The organism is Aquamicrobium soli, assembly GCF_042646345.1.
In the GTDB taxonomy this organism is placed as follows: Bacteria; Pseudomonadota; Alphaproteobacteria; order Rhizobiales; family Rhizobiaceae; genus Mesorhizobium; species Mesorhizobium soli_A.
In genome coordinates, this window is sequence record NZ_JBHRTK010000012.1 from 75,188 (window position 1) to 101,622 (window position 26,435).

Below are 26,435 nucleotides of genomic sequence, written 5' to 3' on the forward strand. Positions count from 1 at the left end.
CGACCGAGGTACGGAGGCTGCCGCACGTAACGGTTTTCACCGCGCCCGCAGGCTGGTAGGATTTTGCCGGCCACAGAGGAGGCTGCCATGGCGATCCATCTCGACACCCTGATGCATGCCAGCCATCAGCGCGGGCAGGCGGCCGGCCGGGTCTTCGTCGCGCCGCTGAACGGCATCGCGCATGTCTCGGGCGAGCGATCGACCCCGCTCCTGGACAAGACCATCCCTGCCCTGTTTGCCGAGACGGTTCGTGCCCATGGCGAGCGTGACGCCGCCGTTTTCCTCGGCCAGGACAAGCGCTTTTCGTGGAACGAACTGTCCGAGACGGTCGATGCCTTCGCCGCCGGCCTTCTGGCGCTCGGGCTGCAGAAGGGCGAGCGCATCGGCATCTGGTCGCCCAACCGCTGGGAATGGCTTGTCACCCAGTTCGCCACCGCGCGGCTCGGCCTGATCCTGGTCAACATCAACCCGGCCTACCGGCTGACCGAGCTGAAATACGCGCTGAACAAGGTGGGGTGCCGGGCGCTGGTCACGGCAGCCGCGTTCAAATCCTCCGACTATATCGGCATGCTGCAGACGCTCGCGCCCGAACTCGCCACCGCAGAGCCCGGCAAGCTCGAGGCGGCGGCCCTGCCCACGCTCAGGCTCGTCATCCGCATGGGCGAGGAAACCACGCCGGGCATGGCCAATTTCGGCGACGTGCTGGCCAGCGGCGGTCTCGACGAGCACGAGCGGCTGGACGCCATCTCGCAGGAACTCGACCCGGACGAGGCGATCAACATCCAGTTCACCTCCGGCACCACCGGCGCGCCCAAGGGGGCGACGCTCAGCCATCACAACATCGTCAACAACGGCAATTTCGTCACCTCGGCGATCCGGCTCACCGCCGAGGACCGGCTGTGCATCCCGGTGCCGTTCTATCATTGCTTCGGCATGTCGATGGGCGCGGTGGGCTGCGTCAGCAAGGGCGCGACCATGGTGTTTCCGGACGAGGGCTTCGACCCGGGCGCGGTGCTGAAGGCGGTCGCCGGGGAGCGCTGCACCGGCCTCTATGGCGTGCCGACCATGTTCGTGGCCATGCTCGACCACCCGGATTTCGCGTCCTTCGACCTTACCAGCCTGCGCACCGGCATTATGGCCGGCTCGCCCTGCCCGATCGAGGTGATGAAGAAGGTGGTGTCGCTCATGCATATGAGCGAGGTGACCATCGCCTACGGCATGACCGAGACCAGCCCGGTGTCGTTCCAGAGCAATGTCGACGACCCGCTCGAAAAGCGCGTCTCGACGGTTGGCCGCATCCAGCCGCATGTCGAGGTCAAGATCGTCGACGCGGACGGCATGACGGTCGCCGTCGGCGAGGCCGGCGAGCTGTGCACGCGCGGCTATTCGGTGATGAAAGGCTACTGGCAGGACGAGGAAAAGACCCGCGAAGCGATCGACGCGGAAGGCTGGATGCACACCGGCGACCTCGCCACGCTCGACGCGGAAGGCTACTGCAACATCGTCGGGCGCGTGAAGGACATGGTCATCCGTGGCGGCGAGAACGTCTATCCGCGCGAGGTGGAGGAATTTCTGTACCGGCACCCGAAGGTCAAGGAGGTGCAGGTGTTCGGCGTGCCGGACGAAAAGTTCGGCGAGGCGCTGGCCGCCTGGATCGTGCTGACGCCGGGCCAGAGCGCCACCGAAGAGGAGATCAAGGCCTACTGCCAGGGCCAGATCGCCCACTACAAGATCCCGCTCTATATCCGCTTCAAGGACAGCCTGCCGATGACGGTGACCGGCAAGCCGCAGAAATTCATCATGCGCGACGAGATGGTGGCCGAACTCGGCCTGAAGGCGGCCAAGACGGCGTAGCGGGACGAGCTGTTCAGAGCACGTCCAGCAACAGTGCGAAGCAGCCTTGCGTCCGGAAATGCGGCCAGAACAACCGGTTGGAGCGGTTATGCCTATCCCGCGAAAACCAGAACCATTCCGGCACCGCAGCGGCCGTTCACGGGACGCCAGATAGCGCCCAAAGTGCAGCACGACCTTGCGGGTCGCTCACCCGGCGCCCGGTATCACGCCAGGACTTCACGCGGCATGCGCCATGCTCTGGGCGCTCATGCGATAGGCGATCGCCTCCGCCACGTGAAGGCGGCCGACGGTCTCGCTGGCGTCGAGGTCGGCCAGCGTGCGCGCCACCTTCAGCAGCCGATGATAGGCGCGGGCCGAAAAGCCCAGCTTGTCGGCGGCATCGCTCAGCAATGCCATGCCGGCGGCATCCGGCGCGGCGATCGTCTCGATCAGGGCCGGCGGGCAATGCGCGTTGGTCGTCGCGCCAGCGACACCCAGCTGCTCGAAGCGCCGGCGCTGGATTTCCCGCGCCCGGGCCACGCGCTCGGCGACAACGGTGCTTGTCTCCGCCCGGTCCGAGCGGATCAGGTCGCGGGTCGAGACCGCCGGCACCTCGATCCTCAGATCGATGCGGTCGAGCAGTGGGCCGGAAATGCGCGCCTGGTAGTCGGCGCGGCAGCGCTCGCCGCGCGCACAGCGAAAACCGGGCTCGCCGGCCATGCCGCAGCGGCACGGATTCATCGCCGCCACAAGCTGGATGCGCGCCGGATAGGTGACGCGGTGGTTGGCGCGCGCGATCATGCATTCGCCGGTTTCCAGCGGCTGGCGCAACGCATCCAGCGTCTGCGGTGAGAATTCGGGGAACTCGTCGAGGAACAGCACGCCATTGTGCGCCAGCGACACTTCGCCGGGCCGGGCGCGCAGGCCACCGCCGACCAGCGAGGCCATCGAGGCCGAATGGTGCGGCGCGCGGAACGGGCGGCGGTCGGTCAGCTTGCCTTCGCCGAGTTCGCCGGCGACCGAGGCGATCATCGAGACTTCCAGCAGTTCCTTCGGCGCCAGCGGCGGCAAGATCGAGGGCAGGCGCTGCGCCAGCATCGATTTGCCGGAGCCCGGAGGGCCGATCATAAGCAGGTTATGACTGCCGGCCGCCGCCACTTCCAGCGCGCGCCTGGCCGTTTCCTGGCCTCTTATGTCGGCGAGGTCGGGCAGGTTGCTGGCCGGCGCATGGGTTCCTGGTTCGGGGCGCGACAGCACCTGCGTGCCGCGAAAATGGTTGGCGATGGCAATCAGGCTGCGCGGCGCCAGGATGTCGATGTCCGCGCCGGCCCAAGCCGCCTCCGGGCCGCAGGCGAAGGGGCAGATCAGGCCCTTGCCCTCGGCATTGGCGCCGATGGCCGCCGGCAGCGCGCCCGCCACCGCGGCGATGGTGCCGTCGAGCGACAGCTCCCCCAGCACGACATAACCGGCCAGCATGTCGCCCGGAACCGCGCCAATCGCCGCCATCAGGCCGAGCGCGATCGGCAGGTCGTAATGGCTGCCTTCCTTGGGCAGGTCGGCGGGCGCGAGGTTGATGGTGACTTTCCTTGCCGGCATCGACAGGCCGGAGGCATGCAGCGCCGCCTGCACCCGCTCGCGGCTTTCGGCCACCGCCTTGTCGGGCAGGCCGACGATCGACATGCCGACCTTGCCGGGCGCCACCATCACCTGCACGTCGACCGGCACGGCCTCGATGCCCTGGAACGCCACCGTGCGAACGCGCGAAACCATCCTTCCGCCCCCTTCGGGCAGGCAGGCTCATGTTCCGTCACCCGTCCGCCCCATGCCAGACAAGCACAGCCAGGCGATCGAATCAAGAACATTTCAGGAACAACCTAGCGACCAGCGTGTGATTCGGTTGTGCCAGGTTGCATGGCTGGAACAAAGCGCAAGGCCAGCGCCGCCGCGGCTTTCGTCATTTCAGCCGCGCTTCTTGTCCTCGACCACGTCCCAGAACAGGCCGGCGATGTCGGGGCCGCCGAAGCGCTGGATTTCGCGGATGCCGGTGGGCGAGGTGACGTTGATCTCGGTCATATAGTCGCCGATGACATCGATGCCGACGAGGATGAAGCCGCGTTCCTTCAGGGAGGGACCGATGCGCGCGCAAATCTCGCGCTCGCGTTCGGTCAGGCCGGCCTTTTCGGCGCGCCCGCCGACATGCATGTTGGAACGCGACTCTCCTTCCGAAGGCACGCGGTTGACGGCACCGACCGCCTCGCCGTCGATCAGGATTATGCGCTTGTCGCCCTTGCGCACGTCCTTCAGGTAGCGCTGAACGATGAACGGCTCGCGGAACATCTGCCCGAACATCTCCAGGAGCGAGGTCAGGTTGCGATCGCCGTCGTTGAGCTGGAACACGCCGGCGCCGCCGTTGCCGTAAAGCGGCTTGAGGATGATGTCGCCGAACTCCTTGCGGAAGGCCTCGACCTCGCGCACGTCCTTGGTGATCAGCGTTTCCGGCATCAGGTCGGGAAATTCGGTGACGAATATCTTTTCCGGGCTGTTGCGCACCCAGGCAGGATCGTTGACCACCAGCGTCTTCGGGTGGATGCGCTCCAGCATGTGGGTGGTGGTGATGTAGTTCATGTCGAAGGGCGGGTCCTGGCGCAGCAGGATCACGTCCATTTCCGACAGGTCGGTGCGGACGGGTTCGCCCAGCGTGTAGTGGTTGCCCTTCTCGTCGCGCACCTGCATTTCCTCGATGCGGGCAATAACCTTGCCGTCGCGCATGGAAAGCCGGTCGGGCGTGTAGTGGAACAGCCTGTGCCCGCGCCGCTGCGCTTCCAGCGACAGCGCGAACGACGTGTCGCCCGCAATCGAGACGGTAGAAACGTGGTCCATCTGGACGGCGACCTTGAGAGACATGGCGAGCCCTTGGCGTTCGGGGAAACTGTCTTGCCTTTACAGCTTTGGCCCCAAGCTGCCAATCGCCGGATTGCCCGGCGGCCGGCTGGCAGCTCGAAAACGCCGGCCCACCGCGGCCGCTTTCTGCCTGGCCCGCTTGTGCGGGCCGGCCACGCGCTTTACAGCAGGGGCGATAACCGAAAGGCGATAGCGACAGACATGCGACTGGGCGGACGGCTGGCGGCAGCCATCGAGGTGCTTGACGACATCGAGCGACGCCACCGGCCGGTGGCGGAGGCGCTGAAGGACTGGGGCGTCTCGCATCGCTTTGCCGGCGGCGGCGACCGCGCCGCCATCGGCAACATCGTCTACGACGCGCTGCGGTACAGGCGCTCCGCCGGCTGGCTGCTCGGCCAGGACACGCCACGCGCCGTTGGCTTCGGCGCCCTGCTGCTTCGGGGCGAACACTCGGCCGCCGGGCTCAACGCTGTGTTGGAGGACGACAGGTTCGCGCCACCACCGCTGGACGACGCCGAATTGAAAGCGCTCGAGGGTAGGCAGATCGCCGATGCGCCGGGCCCGGTGCGCGCCGACATCCCCGACTGGTGCGTGCCGCTGTTCGAGCGCGCCTTCGGCGACGATTGGGTCGGGGAAGGGGCTGCCCTGGCCGCACGCCCGCCTCTCGATATGCGCGCCAACACCTTGCGGGCCGGCCGCGACAAGGTTCTGGCCGAACTGTCCCAAACCGGGGCGCGGCCGACCACGATCGCACCGGACGGCCTGCGCATCGCACCGATTTCTGGCGACGGCCGCCACCCCAACGTCCAGGCCGAGGCCGCCTTCCAGAAAGGCTGGTTCGAGGTGCAGGACGAAGGCTCGCAGATCGCCGCAATGCTCGCCGGAGCGAAGCCCGGCATGCAGGTGCTCGACTATTGCGCGGGCGCCGGCGGCAAGACGCTGGCCCTGTCGGCGGCGATGGACAACCACGGCCAGGTTTTTGCCCAGGACGCCGAAAAGGTGCGGCTCGCGCCGATCTTCGACCGGCTGCGCCGCAGCGGCAACCGCAATGTGCAGGTCGTCACCAAGCCGGCGGAACTGGCGGCGCTCTCCGGGCATATGGACATCGTGCTCATCGATGCGCCCTGCACCGGCAGCGGCACGTGGCGGCGCAGGCCCGACGCCAAATGGCGGCTGACGCAAAGGCAGCTCGAAACCCGCATGGCCGAACAGGCCGCGATCCTCGACGCGGCCCGGGATTTCGTGAAGCCGGGCGGGTTGCTGGTCTACGTCACCTGTTCGGTCTTCGATGAAGAAAACGGCGCGCAAACCGCCGCCTTCCGCCAACGCGACCCGCGTTTCGCGGCTGTCGATCACCGGGCCCTGTGGCAGAGCCGTTTTCCGGGCCATGAGGCGGCCGCGCGCATCGATCCCGAAGGCGGCATCCGCCTTTCGCCGGCGAGAAGCGGCACCGACGGCTTCTATTTCTGCGCCATGCGCCGGCAGGCCTGATTGCTGCGCCGCAGCATTTGAGGATTGCCTGCCCGGCCGGGCTCTGCGATAAGCCCCCTAACGCAGCAGCGAAAGCACTCGCCATGGCGGCAAAGATCGTACCGGCCCCGAACTACGAGGAACGCGTTCGCGCCTCTTTCCTGCGCCAGCAGGCGATGAAGACCATCGGCGCGGAACTGACGCTGGTGACGCCCGGCATCATCGAGATCGAGATGCCCTATTCGTCGGCGCTGACGCAGCAGCACGGCTTCCTGCATGCGGGCGTCATTTCCACGGCGCTGGATTCGGCCTGCGGCTACGCCGCCTTTTCGCTGATGCCGGAAAACGCCGGGGTGCTGACCATCGAGTTCAAGGTCAACCTGCTCGCGCCCGGCAAGGGCGAGCGCTTCCTGTTCAGGGGCTCCGTCACCAAACCCGGCCGCACCATCATCGTCGCCGACGGGCAGGCCTATGCCTTTGCCGACGACGGCGAGGCACGCCTCATCGCCACCATGACGGGCACGATGATGACGGTGGTCGGCCGCGACGGCATCGACGGCTAGGCGTGACGACCCTCACCAGCCTCGGCGGAAAGAACGTGCTGTTCGCCATGGCGGCAGCGGCGGAATACGGACCGCACCTCCAGCGCCTGTTCACGCCGCTGATGACCGGCGTCGGCCCGGTGGAGGCAGCCGTCACGCTCACCGCCGAACTCGCACGGTTGCAGGCAAGAGCGGCCCTGCCCGATCTGGTCGTGTCGCTCGGCTCCGCCGGCAGCCGGCGGCTCGCGCAGGCCGAAATCTACCAGGCCATATCGGTAAGCTATCGCGACATGGACGCCTCCGCGCTCGGCGTCGACAAGGGCGTGACGCCGTTTGTCGGCCTGCCGGCAACCCTGCCGCTCCCCTTGCGCATCCCGGGCATCCCCGAGGCGAGCCTGTCGACGGGGGCCGTGATCATCTCCGGCCGCGCCTATGACGATATTGCCGAAGACATGGTCGACATGGAGACCTATGCCTGCCTGCGCGCCTGCCAGCATTTCGGCGTGCCGTTGATTGCCCTGCGCGGCATTTCGGACGGAGCGGCCGAGCTGCGGCATGTCGGCGACTGGACGGCCTATCTTCACGTGATCGACGACAAGCTCGCCGAAGCCGTAACGGCGCTTGGGCAAGCGCTGGCGCGCGACGAAATCCTGCTTTGATACCGGCCGGACAACCCACGAGCCCATTGCACCGGACGAAGTTCTTCTTTAAATGCCCGCCATGACGATCACCCATCCTTCCGACACCGTTCTCATCATCGACTTTGGCAGCCAGGTCACGCAGCTGATCGCCAGGCGCGTGCGCGAGGCCGGGGTCTACAGCGAGGTCGTGCCGTTCCAGTCGGCGCAGGAGGCTTTCACGCGGATCAGGCCGAAAGCGGTCATCCTCTCCGGCAGCCCGCATTCGACCGTCGACATCGGCAGCCCGCGTGCGCCGGACGCCGTCTTCACCGCCGGAATCCCGGTGCTCGGCATCTGCTACGGCGAACAGACCATGTGCGCCCAACTCGGCGGCAAGGTGGAAGCCGGCCACGACCGCGAATTCGGCCGCGCCTTCCTAGAGATCGAGGGCGATTGCGCGCTGTTCGACGGCATCTGGGCCAAGGGCACGCGCCACCAGGTGTGGATGAGCCATGGCGACCGCGTGACCGCGATCCCGCCCGGCTTCAAGGTGGTCGGCACCTCGACCGGCGCCCCCTTCGCCGCCATCGCCGACGACGCCCGCAAGTTCTACGCGGTGCAGTTCCATCCGGAAGTGGCACATACGCCGGACGGCGCCAAGCTCATCACCAATTTCGTCCGCGAGATCGCGGGCCTGCGCTCCGACTGGAGCATGGCCGCCTATCGCGAACAGGCGGTCGAGGCGATCCGCAAGCAGGTCGGCAAGGGCAAGGTCATCTGCGCGCTTTCGGGCGGCGTCGATTCCTCGGTGGCCGCGCTCCTGATCCACGAGGCGGTCGGCGAACAGCTCACCTGCATCCTCGTCGACCATGGCCTGATGCGCAAGAACGAGGCGGCCGATGTCGTCGCCATGTTCCGCCAGCACTACAATCTGCCGCTGATCCTGGTCGACGCCTCGGACAAGTTCATTTCGGCGCTGGAAAGCGAGAGCGATCCCGAGAAGAAGCGCAAGACCATCGGCCGGCTGTTCATCGAAGTCTTCGAGGAAGAGGCGAAGAAGCTCGGCGGAGCGGACTTCCTGGCGCAGGGCACCCTCTACCCCGACGTGATCGAGAGCGTGTCCTTCACCGGGGCGACTTCTTCCACCATCAAGTCGCATCACAATGTCGGCGGCCTGCCCGAGCGCATGAACATGAAGCTGGTGGAGCCGCTGCGCGAACTGTTCAAGGACGAGGTGCGGGTGCTGGGCAAGGAACTCGGCCTGCCGGACAGTTTTATCGGCCGCCATCCGTTCCCGGGCCCGGGCCTTGCCATCCGCTGCCCCGGCGGCGTGACGCGCGAAAAGCTGGAAATCCTGCGCGAGGCGGATGCCGTCTATCTCGACGAGATCCGCAAGGCAGGCCTCTACGACGCCATCTGGCAGGCCTTCGCGGTTCTCCTGCCGGTGCAGACGGTCGGCGTGATGGGCGACGGCCGCACCTACGAATTCGTCTGCGCGCTGCGCGCGGTGACCTCGGTCGACGGCATGACGGCGGATTTCTATCCCTACGACATGGGCTTCCTCGGCCGCGCCGCCACCCGCATCATCAACGAAGTCCGCGGCATCAACCGCGTCGTCTACGACGTGACCTCGAAGCCCCCCGGCACCATCGAGTGGGAATAATTCGCGCCTACCCAAAAGCCGCCGACAACCGCCGATTTCCCTCCATAACGCGCTGAAAATAAAGAATTTTCTCTCTGTCGTCTTTCGCCGTCAATCGCCGGGCAAGCCTCGCGATCGACGGCGGAGCTGACGGTATGGGGCGTCTTGTGACACCGAAGATTTGCATATACCGTCATGGCTTAGAGAGCTTGTGACGGTATTTTTTTGGACCTTATTCCATTGAGAATAAAGGAAAATTCTCCGTCAGGATTGGTCGATTTTGGCCTGACGGTATTTTTAGGGGCTCTCTGGCGTTTTTTGAACGATCTTGGAGGGTCCGATGCTTACCGATGCGGCAATCAAAGCACTGAAACCAAAAGACAAATTATACAAGGTCGCTGACCGTGACGGTATGTATGTCGTCGTGAGCCCGTCGGGCGCCGTCGTGTTCCGCTATGACTACCGCATGCACGGTCGACGCGAGACCTTGACCCTCGGTCGATACGGGCCGGCGGGCCTCTCTTTGGCCCGTGCGCGGGAGAAGCTGATCGACGCGCAGCGCTCGATACAGGAAGGGCGGTCGCCGGCCCAGGAGAAGCAGCGCGAGAAGCGCCGCATCAAGGAAGCAAAGAGCTTCGGCGAGTTTGGCGAACGCTGGCTGCAAGAGCACCGGATGGCCGAAAGCACCCGCGCGATGCGCCGCTCGATCTACGAGCGGGACATCCTACCGACGTTCCGCAATCGGCTGCTGACGGAAATCACGCCCGAGGATCTCCGGGCGATGTGCGACAAGGTGAAAAAGCGGGGAGCACCGGCCACGGCGGTCCATGTCCGTGACATCGTGAAGCTGGTCTTCGCCTTTGCTAAGCTGCATGGGGAGAAGGTGCCGAATCCCGCCGAAGAGGTCGGGCCGGCGTCGATCGCGACGTTCGTTCCCAAGGACCGCTCGCTCTCGCCCGCCGAAATTCGGGTGATGCTCGGCCAGCTAGAGCATGTGGCGACGCTGCCGACAATTCGGCTCGGTCTGAAGCTGATCCTGCTAACGATGGTCCGCAAGAGCGAGTTGCAGGACGCGGTGTGGGATGAGGTCGACTTCGAGAATGCGGTGTGGTCCATCCCGAAGGAGCGGATGAAGCGTTCCAAGCCGCACAACGTCTATCTGTGCGAACAGTCGCTCGACATCCTTGTCGCGCTCAAGACCTGTGCCGGCAATTCGCGCTACCTGCTGCCCTCGCGCTACGACGCGGATGCGCCAATGTCGCGCGCGACCTTCAACCGCGTCACTACGGCGGTCGTCGTGCAAGCTAAGAAGGCGGGCCTGCCGCTGGAGCCGTTCACCGTGCATGACCTTCGCCGCACGGGCTCGACGCTGCTTAACGAGCTGGGCTTTAACAGCGACTGGATCGAGAAGTGCCTGGCGCACGAGGACGGGCGTTCTTCGCGCGGCGTCTATAACAAGGCCGAGTATGAGCACCAGCGCCGCCACATGATGCAGGAATGGGGCAATCTGATTGACGCATGGGTCGGCGGCCAGAAATACACCCCGACGCTCTATCCGGCCTCCATGGACCTTCTGACCCCGGAGCCTAGTCTTTGACCGGACGGGTCTTCCTGAGCGTGACGTCGGGCGCCGGCGCACGCTTGGTCGTCTTCGCCTTGGAGGCTCGGCGGCGTTCTTCAAGCCAAGCCTCCACTTCGCCGAGGTCCCAGACGACGGTTCGAGAGGTCAGATAGAAGCGCTGCGGAAACTCGCCGCGCTGCTCCATGTCGTAGATGGTCGTGTCGGCCATCATGCGCGCCGATCAGGCCGCGACCTTGCGCGAAGCCGTCGCCGCACGCGCCAACATTCTCGTCGCGGGCGGCACCTCCACCGGCAAGACCACGCTGACCAACGCGCTGCTCGCTGAAGTCGCCAAGAGCGCCGATCGCGTCGTCATCATCGAGGACACGCGCGAAGCCGTTCCAGCAAGGCCGGGTCTTCAAAGAAACCGCCGCGATCCTCGGTGAACAGGTCGCGGATGATGGTGCCGCCCGCCTCGGTATAGGCTTGCGCGCCGACGAAGACCGCGCAGCGATCCGTCGCGGCCACGTTCATCTTGGTCAGGTCGCGCCGGATGATGGAGGGATCGCGGTTATAGGACAGGTTCTCATAGACGTGTTCCTGCCGCGCGTGATCGTCGGTGATGGCGAAGGCCATCAACTGGTCCAAGGTCAGGTCGCCGTCGCGATAGACCTGCAACAGCTTCGGGCTGACCGCGCCGAGTCGCATCCGCTGCCTCACCACATGGGCAGTCACGCCGAACCGGGCGGCGATTTCTTCCGCGCCCCATCCACGATCCTCCGAAAGCTCGCGGAAGCGCTCGAACTGGTCGGCAGGGTGCAGGTCTTCGCGGGTCACGTTCTCGTCAAGGCTGATTTCCGCCGCGTCGTTCGCCGTGTCGATGACGCAGCGAATGGGCTCGGTCTTCTTGATCTGCTTGCGCTTCACGCGCAGCATCTGCGCCAGCCTGCGGCCTTCCCCGATGCTGACGAGATAGAAGCCGGTCGGCTCGCCGCCTGCGTCAAACTCCGGCTCCACCACCAGATTTTGCAGAATGCCCTTGGCGGCGATGCTCGCCGCCTTCGCCTCGATAGACACCTCGCTGTGCGGGGTCTTACGGGCGTTCCTCGGATGCTTCTTGAGCTTGTTGAGCGGGATGAAGACGGTCGCGCCGTGTTCGACGATCGGGGCGGTGTTGTCGGTCGTGGTCATGGTCTTTCTCCAATGGGCTTGGGTTGAAGCGCAGCGCTGCGCTGCAACCCTGCCCGTCGGCGAGACCGGGGGGTGCAAGGTGCAAGGGCGACCGGGACGGAGGGGGATCACCCGGCCTGCACAAGCGGATCGAAGCCATGGCGAGAGTGGGAAACACGCATCCGCGCGGAAGGCTGGGGAGACCGTCCCGGTCGAGCGCCAGCGATCCCTTGCGCCGCGCCAGGGGGCAGAGCCCCTAAGCGATGAGCCTGGTCAGAGCGGAACGGCGGCTTGGCGCAAGGACCAGAGGATAGGCCGTTGCCGATCAATTCCCTAGGACGCGCAGAGAAAGCGACATTGGCGCGCTTTAATCGAAGGAATAATAGCTCATGATCCGGGAGAACATACCGTTGTCATTAGAGATATGGCTCCTCCTCATCCATCGAGCGAGCTCCGCCCGGAAATTGAGTCAGTGGGGCATTTTCATTGAAAACTGTCAGAAAAGCTCATAGAGTTCTGACGGGAGAGTGGGTGTGCGACGGTTGACCGAACAGATTCTTGATCATGCAGGTGAGTTGCCGGAGGGAAGTCCTATCGCGGCAAAAGCCTTGCTCCACCTCGGCAACCGCGCTGCGGTGGATCAGGCACTGTCACGCCTTGCCGAACGAGGTCAGCTGATCCGCGCCGGGCGCGGCCTATATCTACGACCTGTTTCCAGTAGACACGGTGTCCGCTCGCCATCGGTACAAAAAGCTGTTGACGCGCTCGCAAGCCAGAAAGGCGAGGTCATCGTGCCGAGCGGTGCCGCGGCTGCCAATACACTTGGGCTTACAACGCAGGTGCCAATGCGATTGGTCTACCTGACTTCGGGCCGTAGCCGAACGATCTGTTTCGGCAACCAGGCGATCGAACTGAGACATGCGCCTCGCTGGCAGCTTGCTCTGGCTAATAATCCCGCGGGTGTCGTAATTCGAGCGCTTGCTTGGCTCGGGCCTGAGAAGGCCGATGCCGCTCTCGTGGCACTGAAGCGTGACCTGCCGCCGTCTACGTTTAACGAACTTATTGCGGTAGCGCCGCAGCTACCGACCTGGCTTGCGCGAAGCGTCGGAAAGGCCGTTCATGGCTGATTCCCGCCTCCGGTATCTCATCTTCACCCCGGGGGCATCCCCTCGGGCTTTGATCCACCAAAGTGTTATGTATTCCGCTGTTCTGCCGCAGATGCCTGAAGGCTGTTCGCTTGATCGAGTGCTAGGTCGGGAAATAGCTGGCAATGGAGAAACAAAATGAAGGCGGCTCGAGCAAAGAGTAGCGGAGATTTAGTTAAAAGAATCTGGGGTCTTTGTCATATACTAAGGGGCGATGGGGTCAGTTATCATGAGTATATCTCTGAGCTTACCTATCTTCTATTTCTCAAGATCGCAGAGGAAACTGATACCGATAGGGCTTTGCCCGAGGGGTATCGCTGGCGCGACCTTATAGATTACCGCGGAGCTGATCTTCTAACCTTCTATCGTGACATGCTGACATACTTAGGTGGTCATGCAGAGAATCGCGTGGTTCAAGAGATTTATGCATTTCCCACGACCGTATTCTCTCATTCGGAGAACCTGCGGGCGGTCATCGATGGAATTGCCAAGCTTGACTGGCATTCCGTTGATGCCGACGGAATGGGTGATATTTATGAGGGACTCCTAGCCCGTAACTCTCAGGATGCGCGATCGGGTGCGGGGCAATACTTTACGCCCCGGCCACTGGTCGACACAATGGTGCGCCTGATGCAACCCGCTGCTGGTGAGGTTGTACAAGATCCGTCATGCGGAAGCGGCGGTTTTCTGATCTCAGCCCAGCAGTTCTCCAAAATTATGTCTCCCGGCTCTACTACCTCACCTCGTTTCGAAGGTGTCGAGATCGAGAAAGGTACTTACCGCATATGCCAGATGAACTCATTTTTGCATGGACTGAATGCGGAATTGATACTTGGTGATGCACTAACTGCGGACGCGGCGGCACTGACGCCTGCTGACGTGATTTTGGCCAACCCGCCGTTCGGGAATAAGGCAGGCAGCGCGCGAAAATTAAGAGACGATTTGCCACATCGAACCGCTAATAAGCAGTTGGCGTTTCTGCAGCACATTAGGCTCGCGCTTAAGGAAGGTGGCCGTGCCGCAGTAGTCGTGCCGGACAACGTGCTTTTCGAAGGCGGTGTAGGGCGGGCAATTCGCGTCGACCTCATGGAAGAATGCGACCTCCACACCATCCTAAGGTTACCAAACGGCATATTCTATAGTCAGGGTGTAAACACAAACGTTCTTTTCTTTACACGCAGGACGAAAAACCCACGGAACTCTAGCCGTATTTGGGTCTACGACTTACGGACAGAAATGCCTCGTTTCGGTAAGACGCGTCCATTGCGGCCTGAGCACTTTAGAGAGTTCGAGGCCGTTTATGGAACGGACCCTTTTGGCAGCAAACGCCGTCCGGAATCTGCGGACATTCCCCGGTGGCGGTCGTTCAAACGGGAGGACATTGCGGCAGCGGGGGACAATCTCGACCTAATATGGATGACGCCGCGTGACGCTGACGAACCCGACAGCTCGACGTTGCAGGATGTGGCATCCACCGTTCTTTTTCATCTCCAGTCCGCGATCGCCGAAATTGAATCGCTGATGGAAGATCTGCCGGCGGACGAGGTGGAGCGATGAGGAAGCTTCCCCGCGGCTGGGTGCAGACCTCCATTGGCGCGATCGCGGATCTTATAAACGGTCGGGCCTTTAAGCCTTCTGACTGGGGTGCGAGAGGTCTCCCCATCGTCCGTATCCAAAATCTCAATCGACAGGACACGTCCTTCAATCACTTCTCAGGAAATGTCGATGAGCGGCATCTCGTGCGCTACGGCGATCTGTTATTTGCGTGGTCGGGCACACCGGGTACGTCTTTTGGCGCGCACATCTGGCGCGGCCCGGAAGCGGTGCTCAACCAGCACATATTCAATGTACGTGTAGATTCAGAAGCGGTTAACCGGGAATTCCTTAGAGCTGCAATCAACCACACCCTTGATCAGCAGATCGCAAAAGCTCATGGCGGTGCGGGGCTACGCCATGTCACAAAAGCGGCTTTCGAGGCCACGCCGATCGTGCTGCCTCCTCTGGCTGAGCAAAACCGCATCGTAGAGAGGCTCAATGCCTATGAGCAGCGGATAGCCGCGATCCGCTCGAGCCTTGATGAGGGGGTCGTCGCTGTGGAGAAGGGGCGCTCAGCGCTGTTGGCAGCAGCCTACGATTTAACGCTGCTCCCTTCCACGGGATCATATAGCTCCCCTGATAAGGCGCCTTTGGTTTCAGTTGGGGATATTTCTGTCAGCATCGCTTACGGCTCAAGCGCAAAGTCTTCCCCTACAGGAAAAGTAGTTGTTCTCCGAATGGGTAATATTCAACGGGGAGAACTCGACTGGTCTGACCTCGTCTTCACGTCGGACGAACGGGAGATAGAGCGCTACCTGTTAAAGCCTGGAGATGTTCTGTTCAACCGTACAAACGGAAGTCCGCAGCTGGTCGGGAAGACGGCAGTTTACCATGGAGAGATGGCCGCGATCCATGCGGGTTATCTCATCCGGATTAGATGCGACGATCGCGTTCATCCGGATTACCTTGGATACTGCTTAAACAGTCCCGCTGGTCGCGAATACTGCTTCGCCGTTAGAAGCGACAGTGCAGGGCAGTCCAATATCAACGCGAAGAAATTGGCTGCATTTCAGCTACGTTGCCCCAGTCTCGAGGAGCAGCAAGCCATCGTGGATTTAGTGCGGTCCGGCATGAGTCGGCTTGCAGCTGGCGAGGCCGCCGTGACGCAGGCCATTAAGACGCTAGAGAGACTGCATCGTCGAATTATGGATGATGCTCTCGCGGGTCAGCTTAGCACTAATGATAGCAGCGACGAGCCGGCGAGCGCGCAGCTCGACCGACTAATCGCCACAAAGCAAAAACCCAAAATCCGCGCACAGACACGGAGGAGCGGAGCGAAGATCATGAAGCGCACTGTATTGGAGATTTTGCAGGAAGCCAAAGCACCGGTCTCAGCCCAGCAAGTGGCGGAGCTCTATGGCATAAAGGAAGGTGCGGCGCCTGAGGAGGTGGAGCCGTTTTATGCTGAGCTTCGAGCGCTGGACCAAGATGGACGATTGATTGCAGAGCCTGTCAAAGACGATACCGGCGTCAAACTCGGTGACCGCCTCCAACTGAAAGCTGTCAGCTGATATGCGCGTAGATAAGCTCACGATTGGATCTCCGAAAGATAGCGCCACGCATAGGTTCAAGAACCTGAAGGACGTTACGATCGATTTTGATCAGAACGACTGGGTTACAGTGGTTATCGGCTGGAATGGCACGGGAAAGTCGAACGTGCTTGAAGCTTTGGCAGTGATCTTTCGCGAGTTGATTGATACGCGGCGATCCCCAAAGATCGATTTTGCTTTTGTTCTGAAGTATCGGATCGGCAGTGGCGATCTCCACCGATCAGTCACTATATCGCATGATCCTGACGAAAAAGAGCCATTTAACATTGTAGTGACGTTTATCCCTGTCGCGGAGGGGGCACCGGAAATGCCTCCAAAGCGTATGAGGATTGGGACATTCCTCAAAGACGATTCAAACCTACCGCGTTATGTCTTTAGCTACTACTCAGGCGAGAGTCCCCGAATGGGGGAAATCTTCGCCCCCTATCTCCAATGGTACGATGAGCAGTTGCGGAAAGGCCGAGATCCTGGGCTCAAGCGGTTATTTTACGCTCTTCCGGTACATAGCCAGTTCGTTCTTCTTGCCTTTCTTATTGGAGGATCGCCCGCCGCCGAAAGCCTGCTACGTGATCATCTGGGTATTGATCCGGAGCATGGCTTCGAGTCGGTTCTCTTCGTGTTGCGGCAGCCGCCGTGGCCTCCCCACCGAGACGGGGATGCTCGGTTTTGGGGCGCCCGCGGCGTCGTCAGCAGCTTCCTAGATAGACTTCAAGAGGTTGCGCTCGCGCCAATCAATGTGCAACGGCGGGTCAATACGTCACTTTGGAACAAAACGCGGCTAGAATTCAAATATTTATACATAAAGGACATCGCAGCGCTGCGCCAGCTGGTGGGTGATCAGCCTCCAGCGCATTTTTTTCGCGACCTTGAGAGCACCTACGTCTCTCAATTGGTTGAGGAAGTGCGGATAAAGATCAAGGTCGACAACGGTGACGGTACCGTTACCTTCCGCGAATTAAGCGAGGGGGAGCAGCAGCTTCTAACGGTACTTGGTCTTCTTCGTTTCACGGCGGAAGAAGAAAGCCTGATATTGCTGGACGAGCCTGATACGCACCTCAACCCCAAATGGAGTGTTAAATACCTGGAGTTCCTTCGCCAGTTCATTGGCAACACAGCTAGTGAGCAGGAAACAAGCCACGTGATAATGACGACGCACAATCCGATCGCGATTGCCGAGCTATCGTTGCAGCAAGTCCAAATTCTTCAGACCAGGATTGACGCAGGACACCGCAAAGTTGTGGTGTCGTTTCCAGACGAGCATCCGCGGGGGATGGGATACGCCTCGATTGTGACGAGCAATATGTTCGGAATAGCCTCGCAGCTCGATGAAACGACGCAGCTTGATCTGGAGCGACAGCGGCATCTCGCGTCTCGAGACAAACTAACTCCAGATGAAGCGACGGAGCTGGATGCGGTCAATGCGCGGCTAGACCAACTTGGTTTCCGGTTCTTCTTTCCGGATGACGAATACTCGCGGTACCTCCGAATTCGAAATCAAGAGATGGAGAGGGTATTCGAAACGAAAGATGTAGAAGTCTTGGCGCGAAGGGTCGTTGATATGACCTTGGAAGAGCGGGAAGCTCTTGCTCGCCGTCTCATATCCACACTTGAGGAAGATGGGGGCGACATAGCGTGAGGTATGTTGACATCGGTGATCTGCGTTTGGATGACGGTTGGCCCGCATTGGCGGAAACAGCCTGTCGAGACGTCATAGAGAACGGTGCCAGTATTGCTAGCCACGATGATTTATGGCGGGATACTAAGAAGCGCTTGGGCGCGTTGCTTCACGACAAATGCTGGTTCTGCGAAACACCCGTCGATCGATCAGATAATGCGGTTGATCATTTCCGCCCCAAAGGGAGAGTAGCGGACGCTCTTCAGGAACATAACGGTTATCGCTGGTTGAGCTTTGAGAGCCGCAATTTTCGCTTTGCATGTACCTTCTGTAATAGTCGAAGAGTGGATATCGAGAATGGGACTGCTGGTGGCAAAGCTGATCGCTTCCCCCTCGTTGATGAGGGCGCGCGAGTATACGCAGTTGATCCGGCGGTGATCGATTACGACGATTTGATTGCTACTGTAGAGGCCGAAACCCCGGCGATTCTCGATCCGTGTGACCCAGATGACTGGCTTCTGCTCGGATGCAAACGTGAGAATGGAAAGCCATGTGCTACCAGCTCCGAGCCCGCCGCCATCCGCCGTGTCGAGCAGTCGATTGAAGTATATCATCTCGACTATGAACCCACATGCAAACGGCGCCACACCGTTGCTGGCCAGCTTCTCGAAAAGGTGCGCGAGGCAAAAAAAGCATTTCTAGAGATCGATGAGGCCGATTTGAAAACTACGCGACGCTTTAAGCAGCTGTTTGTGGAGATACATCGTATGATCAAGATGAAGGCCCCTTTCAGCGGCGAAATGCACTTCTTGCTGCAAGGGCAGCGTTCTCCAGATCACCCCTGGATCGAAAACGTTCTTAGCGCAGGGGGGTGAGGTGGGTTCAAACTGCCATCAAAATTCTGCTGAGTGGATCAGGGTACTATGTTTGAATACGCAGTTCGCGATCTCGCGACGGTGGGCGATTCACTGTGTTGAGGTATGATATGTAATGCTCACGGTACTTTTTTGATGCTGATCAAGTTCGCCAAACCGGCATAGAGAGGTGCAAATGATCCGACTGGTCTCGATAGTAGGCGAAACCACGAAAATTTTTTTCCAGAAATTTTCCTTTTGAAATCAAAAGCATAACTTTTTGACGGTTCGCACGTCGGTTTGTGCGTTCTATTTGGATTAAATTTGTATATATTTCAAAGCGTTAGGTTGAGTTTGAACAATCGAGTGGGAATAATTCTTTTCCACTCGGAGTCCACGCCACGGTACCGAGGGAAAAATCGCGGCCTTTTTCGCTGATAGACCCGGTGCGGTAAGAAATCAGGGGGCCGGCAGGTTACGGCTATCGCCAGGCATGAGATGGCCGGCGGAGGCGGTGATGATTTCTCCGAGCTCAACAAAGTCCTGCTTGCGCGGAGAGCTCTTGCGCCAGGCCAGCCCGATGGTCCGCTTCGGTTCGGGATCCTCGAAGCGCATCAGGTGAATGTTCTCCCGCCGGGTTTCCAGGCCGACGCTCATTTCCGGGATCAGGGTCATTCCGAAGCCGTTGGCCACCATTTCCAGCAGGGTGGACAGGCTCGAGACGCCGAAGGTGGCGGCATTCTCGACCTGCCGCAGCCCGCAGAACGTCAGCGCCTGATCGCGGAAGCAGTGGCCTTCCTCCAGCAGCAGCAGTTTGTCGCGTTCGACCATGTCGGGGGTGGCCCGCACATGGTTGGTCATCTTTTTCGAGCGTGGCATCGCCAGCAGGAAGCGGTCGTCGAAAAGCCGCAGCGTTTCGACCGCGGGGTCCTCGATCGGCAGCGCCAGCAGCAGGAGGTCGAGGCTGCCGTCCAGCAGTTCGCGCAGCAAGAACTGGGTCTGCGTCTCGCGCAGCGAAAGATCGAGATCGGGATAGGCCGTGCGGATCGAAGGCAGCAGGCCGGGCAGGATGTAGGGGGCGACCGACGGGATCACGCCCAGCCCGAGCCGCCCGGACAACGGCCTGCCGTCCTGCCGCGCCAGATCGACGATGTCGCGCGCATCGGCAAGCATGCGCGCGGCGCGAAGGGCGATGCTCCTGCCGCTGTTGGTCAGCATCACCGGCCCCCGGCCCCGCTCGAAGAGCGCGACGCCCAGGAACTTCTCCAGCTCCTGTATCTGCATCGAGAGCGCGGGCTGGGTAACGCCGCATTCCTCCGCAGCCGCGCCGAAATGCCCGCAGCGGGCCACGGCGTCGAAATACCGGATCTGCTTCAGCGAAACCATCCCGATCAGTTTTCCTTATTTCTTTTGGAAGCCATTATGATTGGACCTGATCGCCGGGATTGTCTACCCTGAGGCGCTGCCGCATCCTTCGCACGAGCGACGAGCGCGGGCAGGACACCCGAATTGCATGGACGCTGCCCCAGCAACAGGGCAGGTCGACACACGACCCAACCATCCGGAAGACACGCCGGAAACGGCCAGGAAAGGAATGACCCCCATGACAGACAAGAAACCAGGCATCGGCTCCACCACGGGCACCGGCGCGCCCGCGCCCAGCGACCGCAATTCGCTGACGATCGGCGCGAATGGCCCGATCCTGCTGCACGACGTGCATTTCCTGGAACAGATGGCGCATTTCAACCGGGAGAAAGTGCCTGAGCGCCAGCCGCACGCCAAGGGCTCGGGCGCCTTCGGCACCTTCAGGACCACCGAGGACGTGTCGGCCTTCACCAAGGCAGCGCTGTTCCAGAAGGGCGCCTCGACCGAGATGCTGGCGCGCTTTTCCACCGTCGCCGGCGAGCAGGGCAGCCCCGACACCTGGCGCGACGTGCGCGGCTTCTCGCTCAAGTTCTACACCAGCGAGGGCAACTACGACCTCGTCGGCAACAACACGCCGGTTTTCTTCGTGCGTGATCCGATGAAGTTCCCACACTTCATCCGCAGCCAGAAGCGGCTTCCCGATTCGGGCCTGCGCGACAACCACATGCAGTGGGATTTCTGGACCAGCAATCCCGAGACCGCGCACCAGGTCACCTATGTGATGGGCGAGCGCGGCCTGCCGCGGACCTGGCGCCACATGAACGGCTACGGCTCCCACACCTATATGTGGATCAACGCCAAGGGCGAGAAGTTCTGGGTGAAGTACCACTTCCACACCCAGCAGGGCATGAAGTTCTTCTCCAACGAGGAAGCGGCCGCCATGTCGGGCGCCGACGCCGACTTCCACCGCCGCGACCTGTTCGACGCCATCGCGCGCGGCGAGCATCCGAGCTGGACGCTGTCGGTGCAGGTCATGCCCTATGCCGAGGCCAGCGCCTATCGCTTCAACCCGTTCGACCTGACCAAGGTGTGGCCGCATGCCGACTATCCGCTGATCAAGGTCGGCACCATGACGCTCGACCGCAACCCGGAGAATTTCTTCGCGCAGATCGAGCAGGCAGCGTTCTCGCCGGGCAACACGGTCCCCGGCATCGGCCTGTCGCCGGACAAGATGCTGCTCGGCCGCGCCTTCGCCTATGCCGACGCGCAGCGCAACCGCATCGGCACCAACTTCCACCAGCTTCCGGTGAACCAGCCCAAGGTGCCGGTGAACACCTACATGTTCGACGGCCAGATGGCCTACCACCACAGCGGCAACGCCCCCGTGCACGCCCCCAACAGCGGCGGCCGCGACTGGACGGACAATACCGGCCCGGTTGCCGACGGATGGGAAGCCGACGGCGCCATGGTGCGCAGCGCCTATACCCTGCATGCCGAGGACGATGACTTCGGCCAGCCGGGCAAGCTGGTGCGCGAGGTGTTCGGCGACACCCAGCGCGCCAATCTGGTGGACCAGGTCGCGGGCAGCCTGCTGGGCGGCGTGCGCGAGCCGGTGCTGAGCCGCGCCGTCGACTACTGGAAGAACATCGACGCCGAAACCGGGCGCCGCATCGAGGAAAAGGTCCGCCAGGGCAGCACGCCGAAGCCCGCCGAGGGCATGGGCGAGGCCTGAGCGCCAGCGACCGGGCCGCACGCCTGTCCGAGCACCATTCGTCCGGGCAGGCGGGCGGCCCGTTTCCGGCCGCACGAACGGGGCGGCGATCCCCAAACTTCGCCGGCGGTCTGCTATAGGAAGACACCTTCCTGATTCCCCGACGCAGGCCGCCTTGCTTCCCGATCCAATTCACATCCTCAAGACCGTTTACGGCTACGACGCGTTCCGGGGCCGGCAAGCCGAGATCGTTCGCCATGTGATGGCCGGCAACAACGCCTTCGTGCTGATGCCGACCGGCGGCGGCAAGTCGCTGTGCTACCAGATTCCGGCCCTGGCACGGCCCGGCATGGGCCTCGTGGTTTCGCCGTTGATCGCGCTCATGGCCGACCAGGTCGCGGCGCTGCGGCAGGCGGGCGTGCGGGCGGCCGCGCTCAACTCCGACCTGCCCGGCGAAGAACGGCGCGCCCTGTGGCGGGACATCCGCGGCGGGACGCTCGACCTGCTCTATGTCGCCCCCGAAACGCTGCTGAAGCCCGATGTCGTCGACCGGCTCGCCACCGTGCCGCTGTCGCTGATCGCCATCGACGAGGCGCACTGCCTGTCGCAATGGGGGCACGATTTCCGTCCCTCCTACCGGCAACTCGACGCGCTGGTGGCGCGCTTTCCCGATACGCCGCGCATGGCGCTGACGGCGACCGCCGACACCCCGACGCGCGCCGAAATCCTGGCGCACCTGAACATCGCCGAAAGCGACGCCTTCATCGCCGACTTCGACCGTCCCAACATCCGTTACGCCATCCAGGAGAAGGACAATCCGCGCGCGCAACTGAAGCGCTTCCTGATGGACCACGAGGGCGAGAGCGGCATCGTCTACTGCCTGTCCAAGCGGCGGACCGAAGAGACGGCCGCGTGGCTGTGCGCGCAGGGTTATGACGCGCTGGCCTATCACGGCGGCATGGACAAGGCCGCGCGCGAGGCCAACCAGGCCCGCTTCCAGCATGGCGAGGCGATCATCATGGTCGCCACCATCGCCTTCGGCATGGGCATCGACAAGCCGGACGTGCGCTTCGTCGCCCATATCGACCTGCCGGGCAGCATCGAGGCCTATTACCAGGAGACCGGGCGCGCCGGCCGCGACGGCCTGCCAGCCGATGCGCTGATGCTCTACGGCATGGAAGACATCGCGCTGCGCACCCGCTTCATCGAGGAGTCGGAAGCGCCCGACCAGCGCAAGCGCATGGAGCGGCAGAAGCTCGACTCGCTGCTCGGGCTGACGGAGACGGCCGGCTGCCGCCGGCAGGCGCTGCTCTCCTATTTCGGCGACCGGTGCCAGCCATGCGGCAATTGCGACACCTGCGCGGAGCCGCCGCACCTGTTCGACGGGACGATCGCCGCGCAAAAGGCGCTGTCGTGCATCTACCGCACCGGCGAGCGCTTCGGCCAGGCCTATGTCGTCGACGTGCTGGTAGGCGCCGAAGACGAACGCATCGCCTCGTTCGGCCACGACCGCCTGTCCACCTACGGCATCGGCAAGGAGCACGATAAGCGCACCTGGCGCGCCATCCTGCGCCAGCTGATCGCGCTGAGGCTGGTCGACGTCGATCTTAGCGGCCATGGCGGCCTGTCGATCGCGGAAGACGGCCGCGATTTCCTGCGCGACAAGGCGACGCTGATGCTGCGCGTGCCGGCGGCGCCGCGCCCGGCGCGGGGAAAGCTCGCGCACCGGCAGGCTTCAACCGCGCTGCCGGAAGCTGACCGAGACCTGTTCCAGGCGCTGCGGGAAAAACGCATGGAGATTGCCCGCCTGCAAAACGTGCCACCCTATGTGATCTTCCATGACCGCACGCTTATCGAGCTTGCAGCCGCGCGGCCCGCCTCGCGCGCAGATATGGCCGCCGTCGCCGGCGTCGGCGAGGCCAAGCTCACGCGATACGGGCCGGCCTTCCTCGCGGTGATCGCCGAGCACGGCAAGGGCCTGCGGGCGTAACGCCGGCTAAAGACCGCCGATACGAGGCGGTCCGGGGAAATCCTCGCCGCTGTCCAGCGCATCGGCAAAGCCGTGGTTTACGTCCCGGTGGAGAGCCTCATCCTCCTGGATCGCGGCGATGACGTCGCTCAACCGCGCGTCGGGCGGCAGATTCCAATAGGCGATGGCCAGTTCCGGCGCCGGCGGGTTTTCCTGCCGGCGTTCGCGGATCTCGTCGAGATAGTGGCCATAGCCGCGCACCGCGTCCTCGGCAAAATAGCCGGCGATGCGGTGGCCGGTACGCGGCGAGAACAGATAGAGGAGGAAGTGGGCGTTGTAGAAAAGCCCTTGCGCGACCAGGACGACCAGCCGCTCGAACAGGTTCGGCCGGTCGATCGACACGAATACCATCAGGTGGACACGCTGCGTCTCGGCCTCGTTGAGCAGGACGCGAATCCAGCCGCGGTCGTCGATCATCCGCCGCAGGCATTTGAGGTGAAGCAGCGTCGCCGCCACCATGCCTGGAACCGCCGCGATCGTTTCCAGGACGATGGTGCGGTGGCGATAGCGGCGGCCAAACAGCGCGCCGGCGCTGGACTGGACCATGCCGACCAGCCGATAGGCGATCCGGTCGGAGAACGACCGGGGTACATGGTGGCGCGACAGGTCTGTCTTGTCGATGGTCAGCATGGCTCGCAGCATCATCCTATGGCGTCGCCCACATTATAAGCAGATCGGTCGCTGACAAAGGCCGACGGCGAATCCCCAAATAATAGCTGTGGAACCCGGCCGTGGCGGGCATGCCCCGGCTGTCGCGGCGTTTCTGCTTTTGCGGCAAACCGGGCTATGTTGGCGAAACCGTGTGCAGCGCCGCACGACTCGGCCGCCATGTCGGTTGAACAGGAGATCGGATAGACAGGCGATGGTGGGCGGGCAAGCGGACCTGAACATTCTGGCGGCTACCGAAATCTTCCGCTTCCTGCCGGTGGAAACCGTCGAAGAGGCGCGCAGCCTCGCCGTCCGCAAACGCATCGCCAAGAGAACGGTGCTCTACCACCAGGGTGATGCCGCCGACACATTCTACGTCGTCATCGTCGGTCGGCTGCGCGCGATCCAGACGGCGCCGGACGGCAGCCAGATCGCGTTGCGCTATCTCGGCCCCGGCGAACTGGCCGGATACGCCGCGCTGTCCGGGATTCCCACCTATCCCGGCACTGTGACCGCCGTCGAGGATACCCACCTGTTCTCCTGGTCCGCGCATACCATCCGCCAGTTGATGGGCAAGCATGCGCAGATCGCGATCAACGCGCTCGCGGTGCTGGGAACGCGTTACCAGGAAACGCAGACGAGGCTGCGCGAGCTTTCCACGGAAACCGTCGAGCGCCGCATCGCTCATACGCTGATGCGCCTGGCGCAACAGGCCGGGCGGAGGACCGCGCAGGGCATCGAAATCTGCTTTCCGCTGTCGCGGCAGGATTTCGCGGAACTGGCCGGAACGACGCTGCACACCGTCAGCCGCACGCTCAGCGCCTGGGAAAAGGACGGCATCGTCTCGAGCACGCACCGCTACATCGTCATCCACCGGCCCGACGTCCTGGAACAACTGAGGGAAGACACGCTCTAGCCGCTCTCCCAGCGCCGCGGCCGGCTGCGGCGGCACGCCGCACCTTGGCCAAGAATCGAAATTTTGCGCGGCAGCAAAGATTCCACGCGGCATCGGTTTAGGTCTGTCGTCGACAACAGCCACGAAGGAGTGAGCAAATGTTGACGAGACGCGAAGCCCTGTTTGGAACGATGAGCGGAGCGGCCACCGCGGCCCTGCTGACGGCGGTAGCGGCAACGCCCGCAAACGCCGCGCAGCCCCCGCTCGCCGATGTCGGCAAGCTGCCGCGCGAACGCGTGACGCTGGTTGCCCCGCCCTTCGTGCATGCGCATGCGCAGGTCGCCACCGGCGGCCCCAGGATCGTCGAATTCCAGCTGACCGTGAAGGAACAGCCGATGGTCATCGACGAGGACGGGACCGTCATGCAGGCTATGACCTACAACGGCTCGATCCCGGCGCCGATGATGGTGGTGCATGAGGGAGACTATGTCGAACTCACCCTCATCAACCCCGAAACCAACGAAATGCCGCACAACATCGACTGCCATGCCGCGACCGGCGCCTTGGGCGGCGCGGCGCTAACCGAGGTCAACCCCGGCGAGCAGGCGACCCTGCGCTTCAAGGCGACGCGGGCCGGCACCTTCGTCTATCACTGCGCACCGGCCGGCATGATCCCCTGGCACGTGGTGGCGGGCATGAGCGGCACCATCATGGTGCTGCCGCGCGACGGGCTGAAGGACGAGAACGGCAAGCCGCTGCGCTACGACCGCATCTTCTACATCGGCGAGAACGAGTTCTACATCCCGCGCGACGAGAACGGGAAGTACAAGAGCTACGCCTCGCTCGGCGAAAGCTACGACGACACGCTGAAGGTCATGCGCGGGCTCATTCCCACCCATGTGGTCTTCAACGGCAAGGTCGGGGCGCTGACCGGCGACAACGCGCTCAAGGCCAATGTCGGCGAAACGGTGCTGTTCGTCCACGCACAGGCCAACCGCGACACCCGTCCGCATCTGATCGGCGGGCATGGCGACCATGTCTGGGAGATGGGCAAGTTCCACAACCCACCCGCCAAGGACCTTGAGACATGGTTCATCCGCGGCGGCTCCGCGGGGGCGGCGCTCTACACCTTCCGGCAGCCGGGCGTCTACGCCTATGTCAACCACAACCTCATCGAGGCGGCGGAACTGGGCGCCACGGCACATATCATGGTGGAGGGCGAGTGGGATAACGACCTGATGGCGCAGGTCAGCGCGCCAGCGCCGATCGCCGCCCTCTGACGGGCCGA

20 protein-coding genes and 2 pseudogenes are annotated in these 26,435 nt (G+C 62.7%); 16 read left to right on the forward strand and 6 right to left on the reverse strand.

Annotated features, from left to right (window positions below; translation table 11 throughout):
* The first annotated feature begins 87 nt into the window (after nt 1-87).
* Nucleotides 88-1,854: an AMP-binding protein gene (locus tag ACFOHJ_RS09920; protein WP_378220342.1), complete on the forward strand. Its 1,767-nt coding sequence runs from the start codon at nt 88-90 to the stop codon at nt 1,852-1,854.
* 216 nt (nt 1,855-2,070) lie between these two features.
* Here ACFOHJ_RS09920 and ACFOHJ_RS09925 read toward each other — a convergent pair whose 3' ends face one another.
* Together ACFOHJ_RS09925 and gshB are read right to left on the reverse strand one after the other, a co-directional pair.
* Nucleotides 2,071-3,603 carry a YifB family Mg chelatase-like AAA ATPase gene (locus ACFOHJ_RS09925; protein ID WP_378220343.1) on the reverse strand — a complete coding sequence of 511 codons (1,533 nt, stop codon included), beginning with the start codon at nt 3,601-3,603 and terminating at the stop codon, nt 2,071-2,073.
* Between the two features lie 189 nt (nt 3,604-3,792).
* Nucleotides 3,793-4,737, reverse strand: coding sequence for a glutathione synthase (gene gshB, locus ACFOHJ_RS09930; protein ID WP_378220344.1), 945 nt, complete (start codon nt 4,735-4,737; stop codon nt 3,793-3,795).
* 198 nt (nt 4,738-4,935) lie between these two features.
* Here gshB and ACFOHJ_RS09935 point away from each other — a divergent pair, with 198 nt between their 5' ends.
* The 5 genes from ACFOHJ_RS09935 (at nt 4,936) to ACFOHJ_RS09955 (ending at nt 10,605) form a co-directional block, all read left to right on the forward strand.
* Nucleotides 4,936-6,225 (forward strand): RsmB/NOP family class I SAM-dependent RNA methyltransferase, encoded by a 1,290-nt coding sequence (locus ACFOHJ_RS09935; protein WP_378220345.1) that lies wholly within the window; start codon nt 4,936-4,938, stop codon nt 6,223-6,225.
* Between the two features lie 83 nt (nt 6,226-6,308).
* Complete coding sequence (locus tag ACFOHJ_RS09940) at nt 6,309-6,767, forward strand: PaaI family thioesterase (protein ID WP_378220346.1); 459 nt, start codon at nt 6,309-6,311, stop codon at nt 6,765-6,767.
* 2 nt (nt 6,768-6,769) lie between these two features.
* Nucleotides 6,770-7,405, forward strand: coding sequence for a 5'-methylthioadenosine/S-adenosylhomocysteine nucleosidase (locus tag ACFOHJ_RS09945; RefSeq protein WP_378220347.1), 636 nt, complete (start codon nt 6,770-6,772; stop codon nt 7,403-7,405).
* A gap of 61 nt (nt 7,406-7,466) precedes the next feature.
* The gene (gene guaA, locus ACFOHJ_RS09950; protein WP_378221520.1) at nt 7,467-9,029 is read left to right on the forward strand and encodes a glutamine-hydrolyzing GMP synthase; all 1,563 of its coding nucleotides are present in this window, start codon (nt 7,467-7,469) and stop codon (nt 9,027-9,029) included.
* A gap of 319 nt (nt 9,030-9,348) precedes the next feature.
* Nucleotides 9,349-10,605 (forward strand): tyrosine-type recombinase/integrase, encoded by a 1,257-nt coding sequence (locus ACFOHJ_RS09955; RefSeq protein WP_378220348.1) that lies wholly within the window; start codon nt 9,349-9,351, stop codon nt 10,603-10,605.
* Here the strand turns inward: ACFOHJ_RS09955 and ACFOHJ_RS09960 are convergent.
* On the reverse strand, nt 10,595-10,801 hold the full coding sequence (locus ACFOHJ_RS09960; protein ID WP_378220349.1) for a helix-turn-helix transcriptional regulator: 207 nt from the start codon (nt 10,799-10,801) through the stop codon (nt 10,595-10,597). The two genes, ACFOHJ_RS09955 and ACFOHJ_RS09960, sit on opposite strands and share 11 nt — an antisense overlap.
* On the opposite strand from ACFOHJ_RS09960, the pseudogene ACFOHJ_RS09965 reads away from it, so the two are divergent.
* Nucleotides 10,785-10,988 (forward strand): annotated as a pseudogene (locus ACFOHJ_RS09965) (ATPase, T2SS/T4P/T4SS family); the annotation flags it as partial. The gene ACFOHJ_RS09960 and the pseudogene ACFOHJ_RS09965 sit on opposite strands and share 17 nt — an antisense overlap.
* Here the strand turns inward: ACFOHJ_RS09965 and ACFOHJ_RS09970 are convergent.
* Nucleotides 10,963-11,760, reverse strand: a pseudogene (locus tag ACFOHJ_RS09970) (ParB/RepB/Spo0J family partition protein); the annotation flags it as partial. The pseudogenes ACFOHJ_RS09965 and ACFOHJ_RS09970 overlap by 26 nt on opposite strands.
* Nucleotides 11,761-12,272: 512 nt before the next feature.
* On the opposite strand from ACFOHJ_RS09970, the gene ACFOHJ_RS09975 reads away from it, so the two are divergent.
* The 5 genes from ACFOHJ_RS09975 (at nt 12,273) to ACFOHJ_RS09995 (ending at nt 18,520) form a co-directional block, all read left to right on the forward strand.
* Nucleotides 12,273-12,866, forward strand: a complete 594-nt coding sequence (locus ACFOHJ_RS09975; protein WP_378220350.1) for a DUF6088 family protein — start codon at nt 12,273-12,275, stop codon at nt 12,864-12,866.
* A gap of 156 nt (nt 12,867-13,022) precedes the next feature.
* Nucleotides 13,023-14,441: a class I SAM-dependent DNA methyltransferase gene (locus tag ACFOHJ_RS09980; protein ID WP_378220351.1), complete on the forward strand. Its 1,419-nt coding sequence runs from the start codon at nt 13,023-13,025 to the stop codon at nt 14,439-14,441.
* A complete protein-coding gene (locus ACFOHJ_RS09985) occupies nt 14,438-15,991 on the forward strand; it encodes a restriction endonuclease subunit S (RefSeq protein WP_378220352.1) in 1,554 nt (517 codons plus the stop codon). The genes ACFOHJ_RS09980 and ACFOHJ_RS09985 overlap by 4 nt, the downstream gene beginning before the upstream one ends.
* A gap of 1 nt (nt 15,992) precedes the next feature.
* Nucleotides 15,993-17,666, forward strand: a complete 1,674-nt coding sequence (locus tag ACFOHJ_RS09990; RefSeq protein WP_378220353.1) for an AAA family ATPase — start codon at nt 15,993-15,995, stop codon at nt 17,664-17,666.
* Nucleotides 17,663-18,520: a hypothetical protein gene (locus tag ACFOHJ_RS09995; RefSeq protein WP_378220354.1), complete on the forward strand. Its 858-nt coding sequence runs from the start codon at nt 17,663-17,665 to the stop codon at nt 18,518-18,520. The genes ACFOHJ_RS09990 and ACFOHJ_RS09995 overlap by 4 nt, the downstream gene beginning before the upstream one ends.
* 438 nt (nt 18,521-18,958) lie before the next feature.
* On the opposite strand, the gene ACFOHJ_RS10000 is transcribed toward ACFOHJ_RS09995, so the two are convergent.
* Complete coding sequence (locus ACFOHJ_RS10000) at nt 18,959-19,885, reverse strand: hydrogen peroxide-inducible genes activator (protein WP_378220355.1); 927 nt, start codon at nt 19,883-19,885, stop codon at nt 18,959-18,961.
* Nucleotides 19,886-20,102: 217 nt separating this feature from the next.
* Between ACFOHJ_RS10000 and ACFOHJ_RS10005 the strand changes: the two genes are divergently transcribed.
* Both ACFOHJ_RS10005 and recQ read left to right on the forward strand, forming a co-directional pair.
* Nucleotides 20,103-21,596, forward strand: a complete 1,494-nt coding sequence (locus tag ACFOHJ_RS10005; protein ID WP_378220356.1) for a catalase — start codon at nt 20,103-20,105, stop codon at nt 21,594-21,596.
* A gap of 154 nt (nt 21,597-21,750) precedes the next feature.
* The gene (gene recQ / locus ACFOHJ_RS10010) at nt 21,751-23,565 is read left to right on the forward strand and encodes a DNA helicase RecQ (RefSeq protein ID WP_378220357.1); all 1,815 of its coding nucleotides are present in this window, start codon (nt 21,751-21,753) and stop codon (nt 23,563-23,565) included.
* Nucleotides 23,566-23,571: 6 nt separating this feature from the next.
* On the opposite strand, the gene ACFOHJ_RS10015 is transcribed toward recQ, so the two are convergent.
* A complete protein-coding gene (locus tag ACFOHJ_RS10015) occupies nt 23,572-24,249 on the reverse strand; it encodes an alternative oxidase (RefSeq protein ID WP_378220358.1) in 678 nt (225 codons plus the stop codon).
* A 217-nt stretch (nt 24,250-24,466) separates the two neighbouring features.
* Between ACFOHJ_RS10015 and ACFOHJ_RS10020 the strand changes: the two genes are divergently transcribed.
* Nucleotides 24,467-25,168 (forward strand): Crp/Fnr family transcriptional regulator, encoded by a 702-nt coding sequence (locus tag ACFOHJ_RS10020; protein ID WP_378220359.1) that lies wholly within the window; start codon nt 24,467-24,469, stop codon nt 25,166-25,168.
* A gap of 137 nt (nt 25,169-25,305) precedes the next feature.
* Complete coding sequence (gene nirK, locus ACFOHJ_RS10025; RefSeq protein ID WP_378220360.1) at nt 25,306-26,427, forward strand: copper-containing nitrite reductase; 1,122 nt, start codon at nt 25,306-25,308, stop codon at nt 26,425-26,427.
* Nucleotides 26,428-26,435: the final 8 nt, after the last annotated feature.

What these genes read in the sequence shown, in the direction of transcription:
- ACFOHJ_RS09920 (WP_378220342.1), top strand. Translation starts at nt 88, where the DNA reads ATGGCGATCCATCTCGACACCCTGATGCATGCCAGCCATCAGCGCGGG.
- ACFOHJ_RS09925 (WP_378220343.1), bottom strand. Translation starts at nt 3,603, where the DNA reads ATGGTTTCGCGCGTTCGCACGGTGGCGTTCCAGGGCATCGAGGCCGTG.
- gshB (WP_378220344.1), bottom strand. Translation starts at nt 4,737, where the DNA reads ATGTCTCTCAAGGTCGCCGTCCAGATGGACCACGTTTCTACCGTCTCG.
- ACFOHJ_RS09935 (WP_378220345.1), top strand. Translation starts at nt 4,936, where the DNA reads ATGCGACTGGGCGGACGGCTGGCGGCAGCCATCGAGGTGCTTGACGAC.
- ACFOHJ_RS09940 (WP_378220346.1), top strand. Translation starts at nt 6,309, where the DNA reads ATGGCGGCAAAGATCGTACCGGCCCCGAACTACGAGGAACGCGTTCGC.
- guaA (WP_378221520.1), top strand. Translation starts at nt 7,467, where the DNA reads ATGACGATCACCCATCCTTCCGACACCGTTCTCATCATCGACTTTGGC.
- ACFOHJ_RS09955 (WP_378220348.1), top strand. Translation starts at nt 9,349, where the DNA reads ATGCTTACCGATGCGGCAATCAAAGCACTGAAACCAAAAGACAAATTA.
- ACFOHJ_RS09960 (WP_378220349.1), bottom strand. Translation starts at nt 10,801, where the DNA reads ATGATGGCCGACACGACCATCTACGACATGGAGCAGCGCGGCGAGTTT.
- ACFOHJ_RS09980 (WP_378220351.1), top strand. Translation starts at nt 13,023, where the DNA reads ATGAAGGCGGCTCGAGCAAAGAGTAGCGGAGATTTAGTTAAAAGAATC.
- ACFOHJ_RS09985 (WP_378220352.1), top strand. Translation starts at nt 14,438, where the DNA reads ATGAGGAAGCTTCCCCGCGGCTGGGTGCAGACCTCCATTGGCGCGATC.
- ACFOHJ_RS09990 (WP_378220353.1), top strand. Translation starts at nt 15,993, where the DNA reads ATGCGCGTAGATAAGCTCACGATTGGATCTCCGAAAGATAGCGCCACG.
- ACFOHJ_RS10000 (WP_378220355.1), bottom strand. Translation starts at nt 19,885, where the DNA reads ATGGTTTCGCTGAAGCAGATCCGGTATTTCGACGCCGTGGCCCGCTGC.
- ACFOHJ_RS10005 (WP_378220356.1), top strand. Translation starts at nt 20,103, where the DNA reads ATGACAGACAAGAAACCAGGCATCGGCTCCACCACGGGCACCGGCGCG.
- ACFOHJ_RS10015 (WP_378220358.1), bottom strand. Translation starts at nt 24,249, where the DNA reads ATGATGCTGCGAGCCATGCTGACCATCGACAAGACAGACCTGTCGCGC.
- ACFOHJ_RS10020 (WP_378220359.1), top strand. Translation starts at nt 24,467, where the DNA reads ATGGTGGGCGGGCAAGCGGACCTGAACATTCTGGCGGCTACCGAAATC.
- nirK (WP_378220360.1), top strand. Translation starts at nt 25,306, where the DNA reads ATGTTGACGAGACGCGAAGCCCTGTTTGGAACGATGAGCGGAGCGGCC.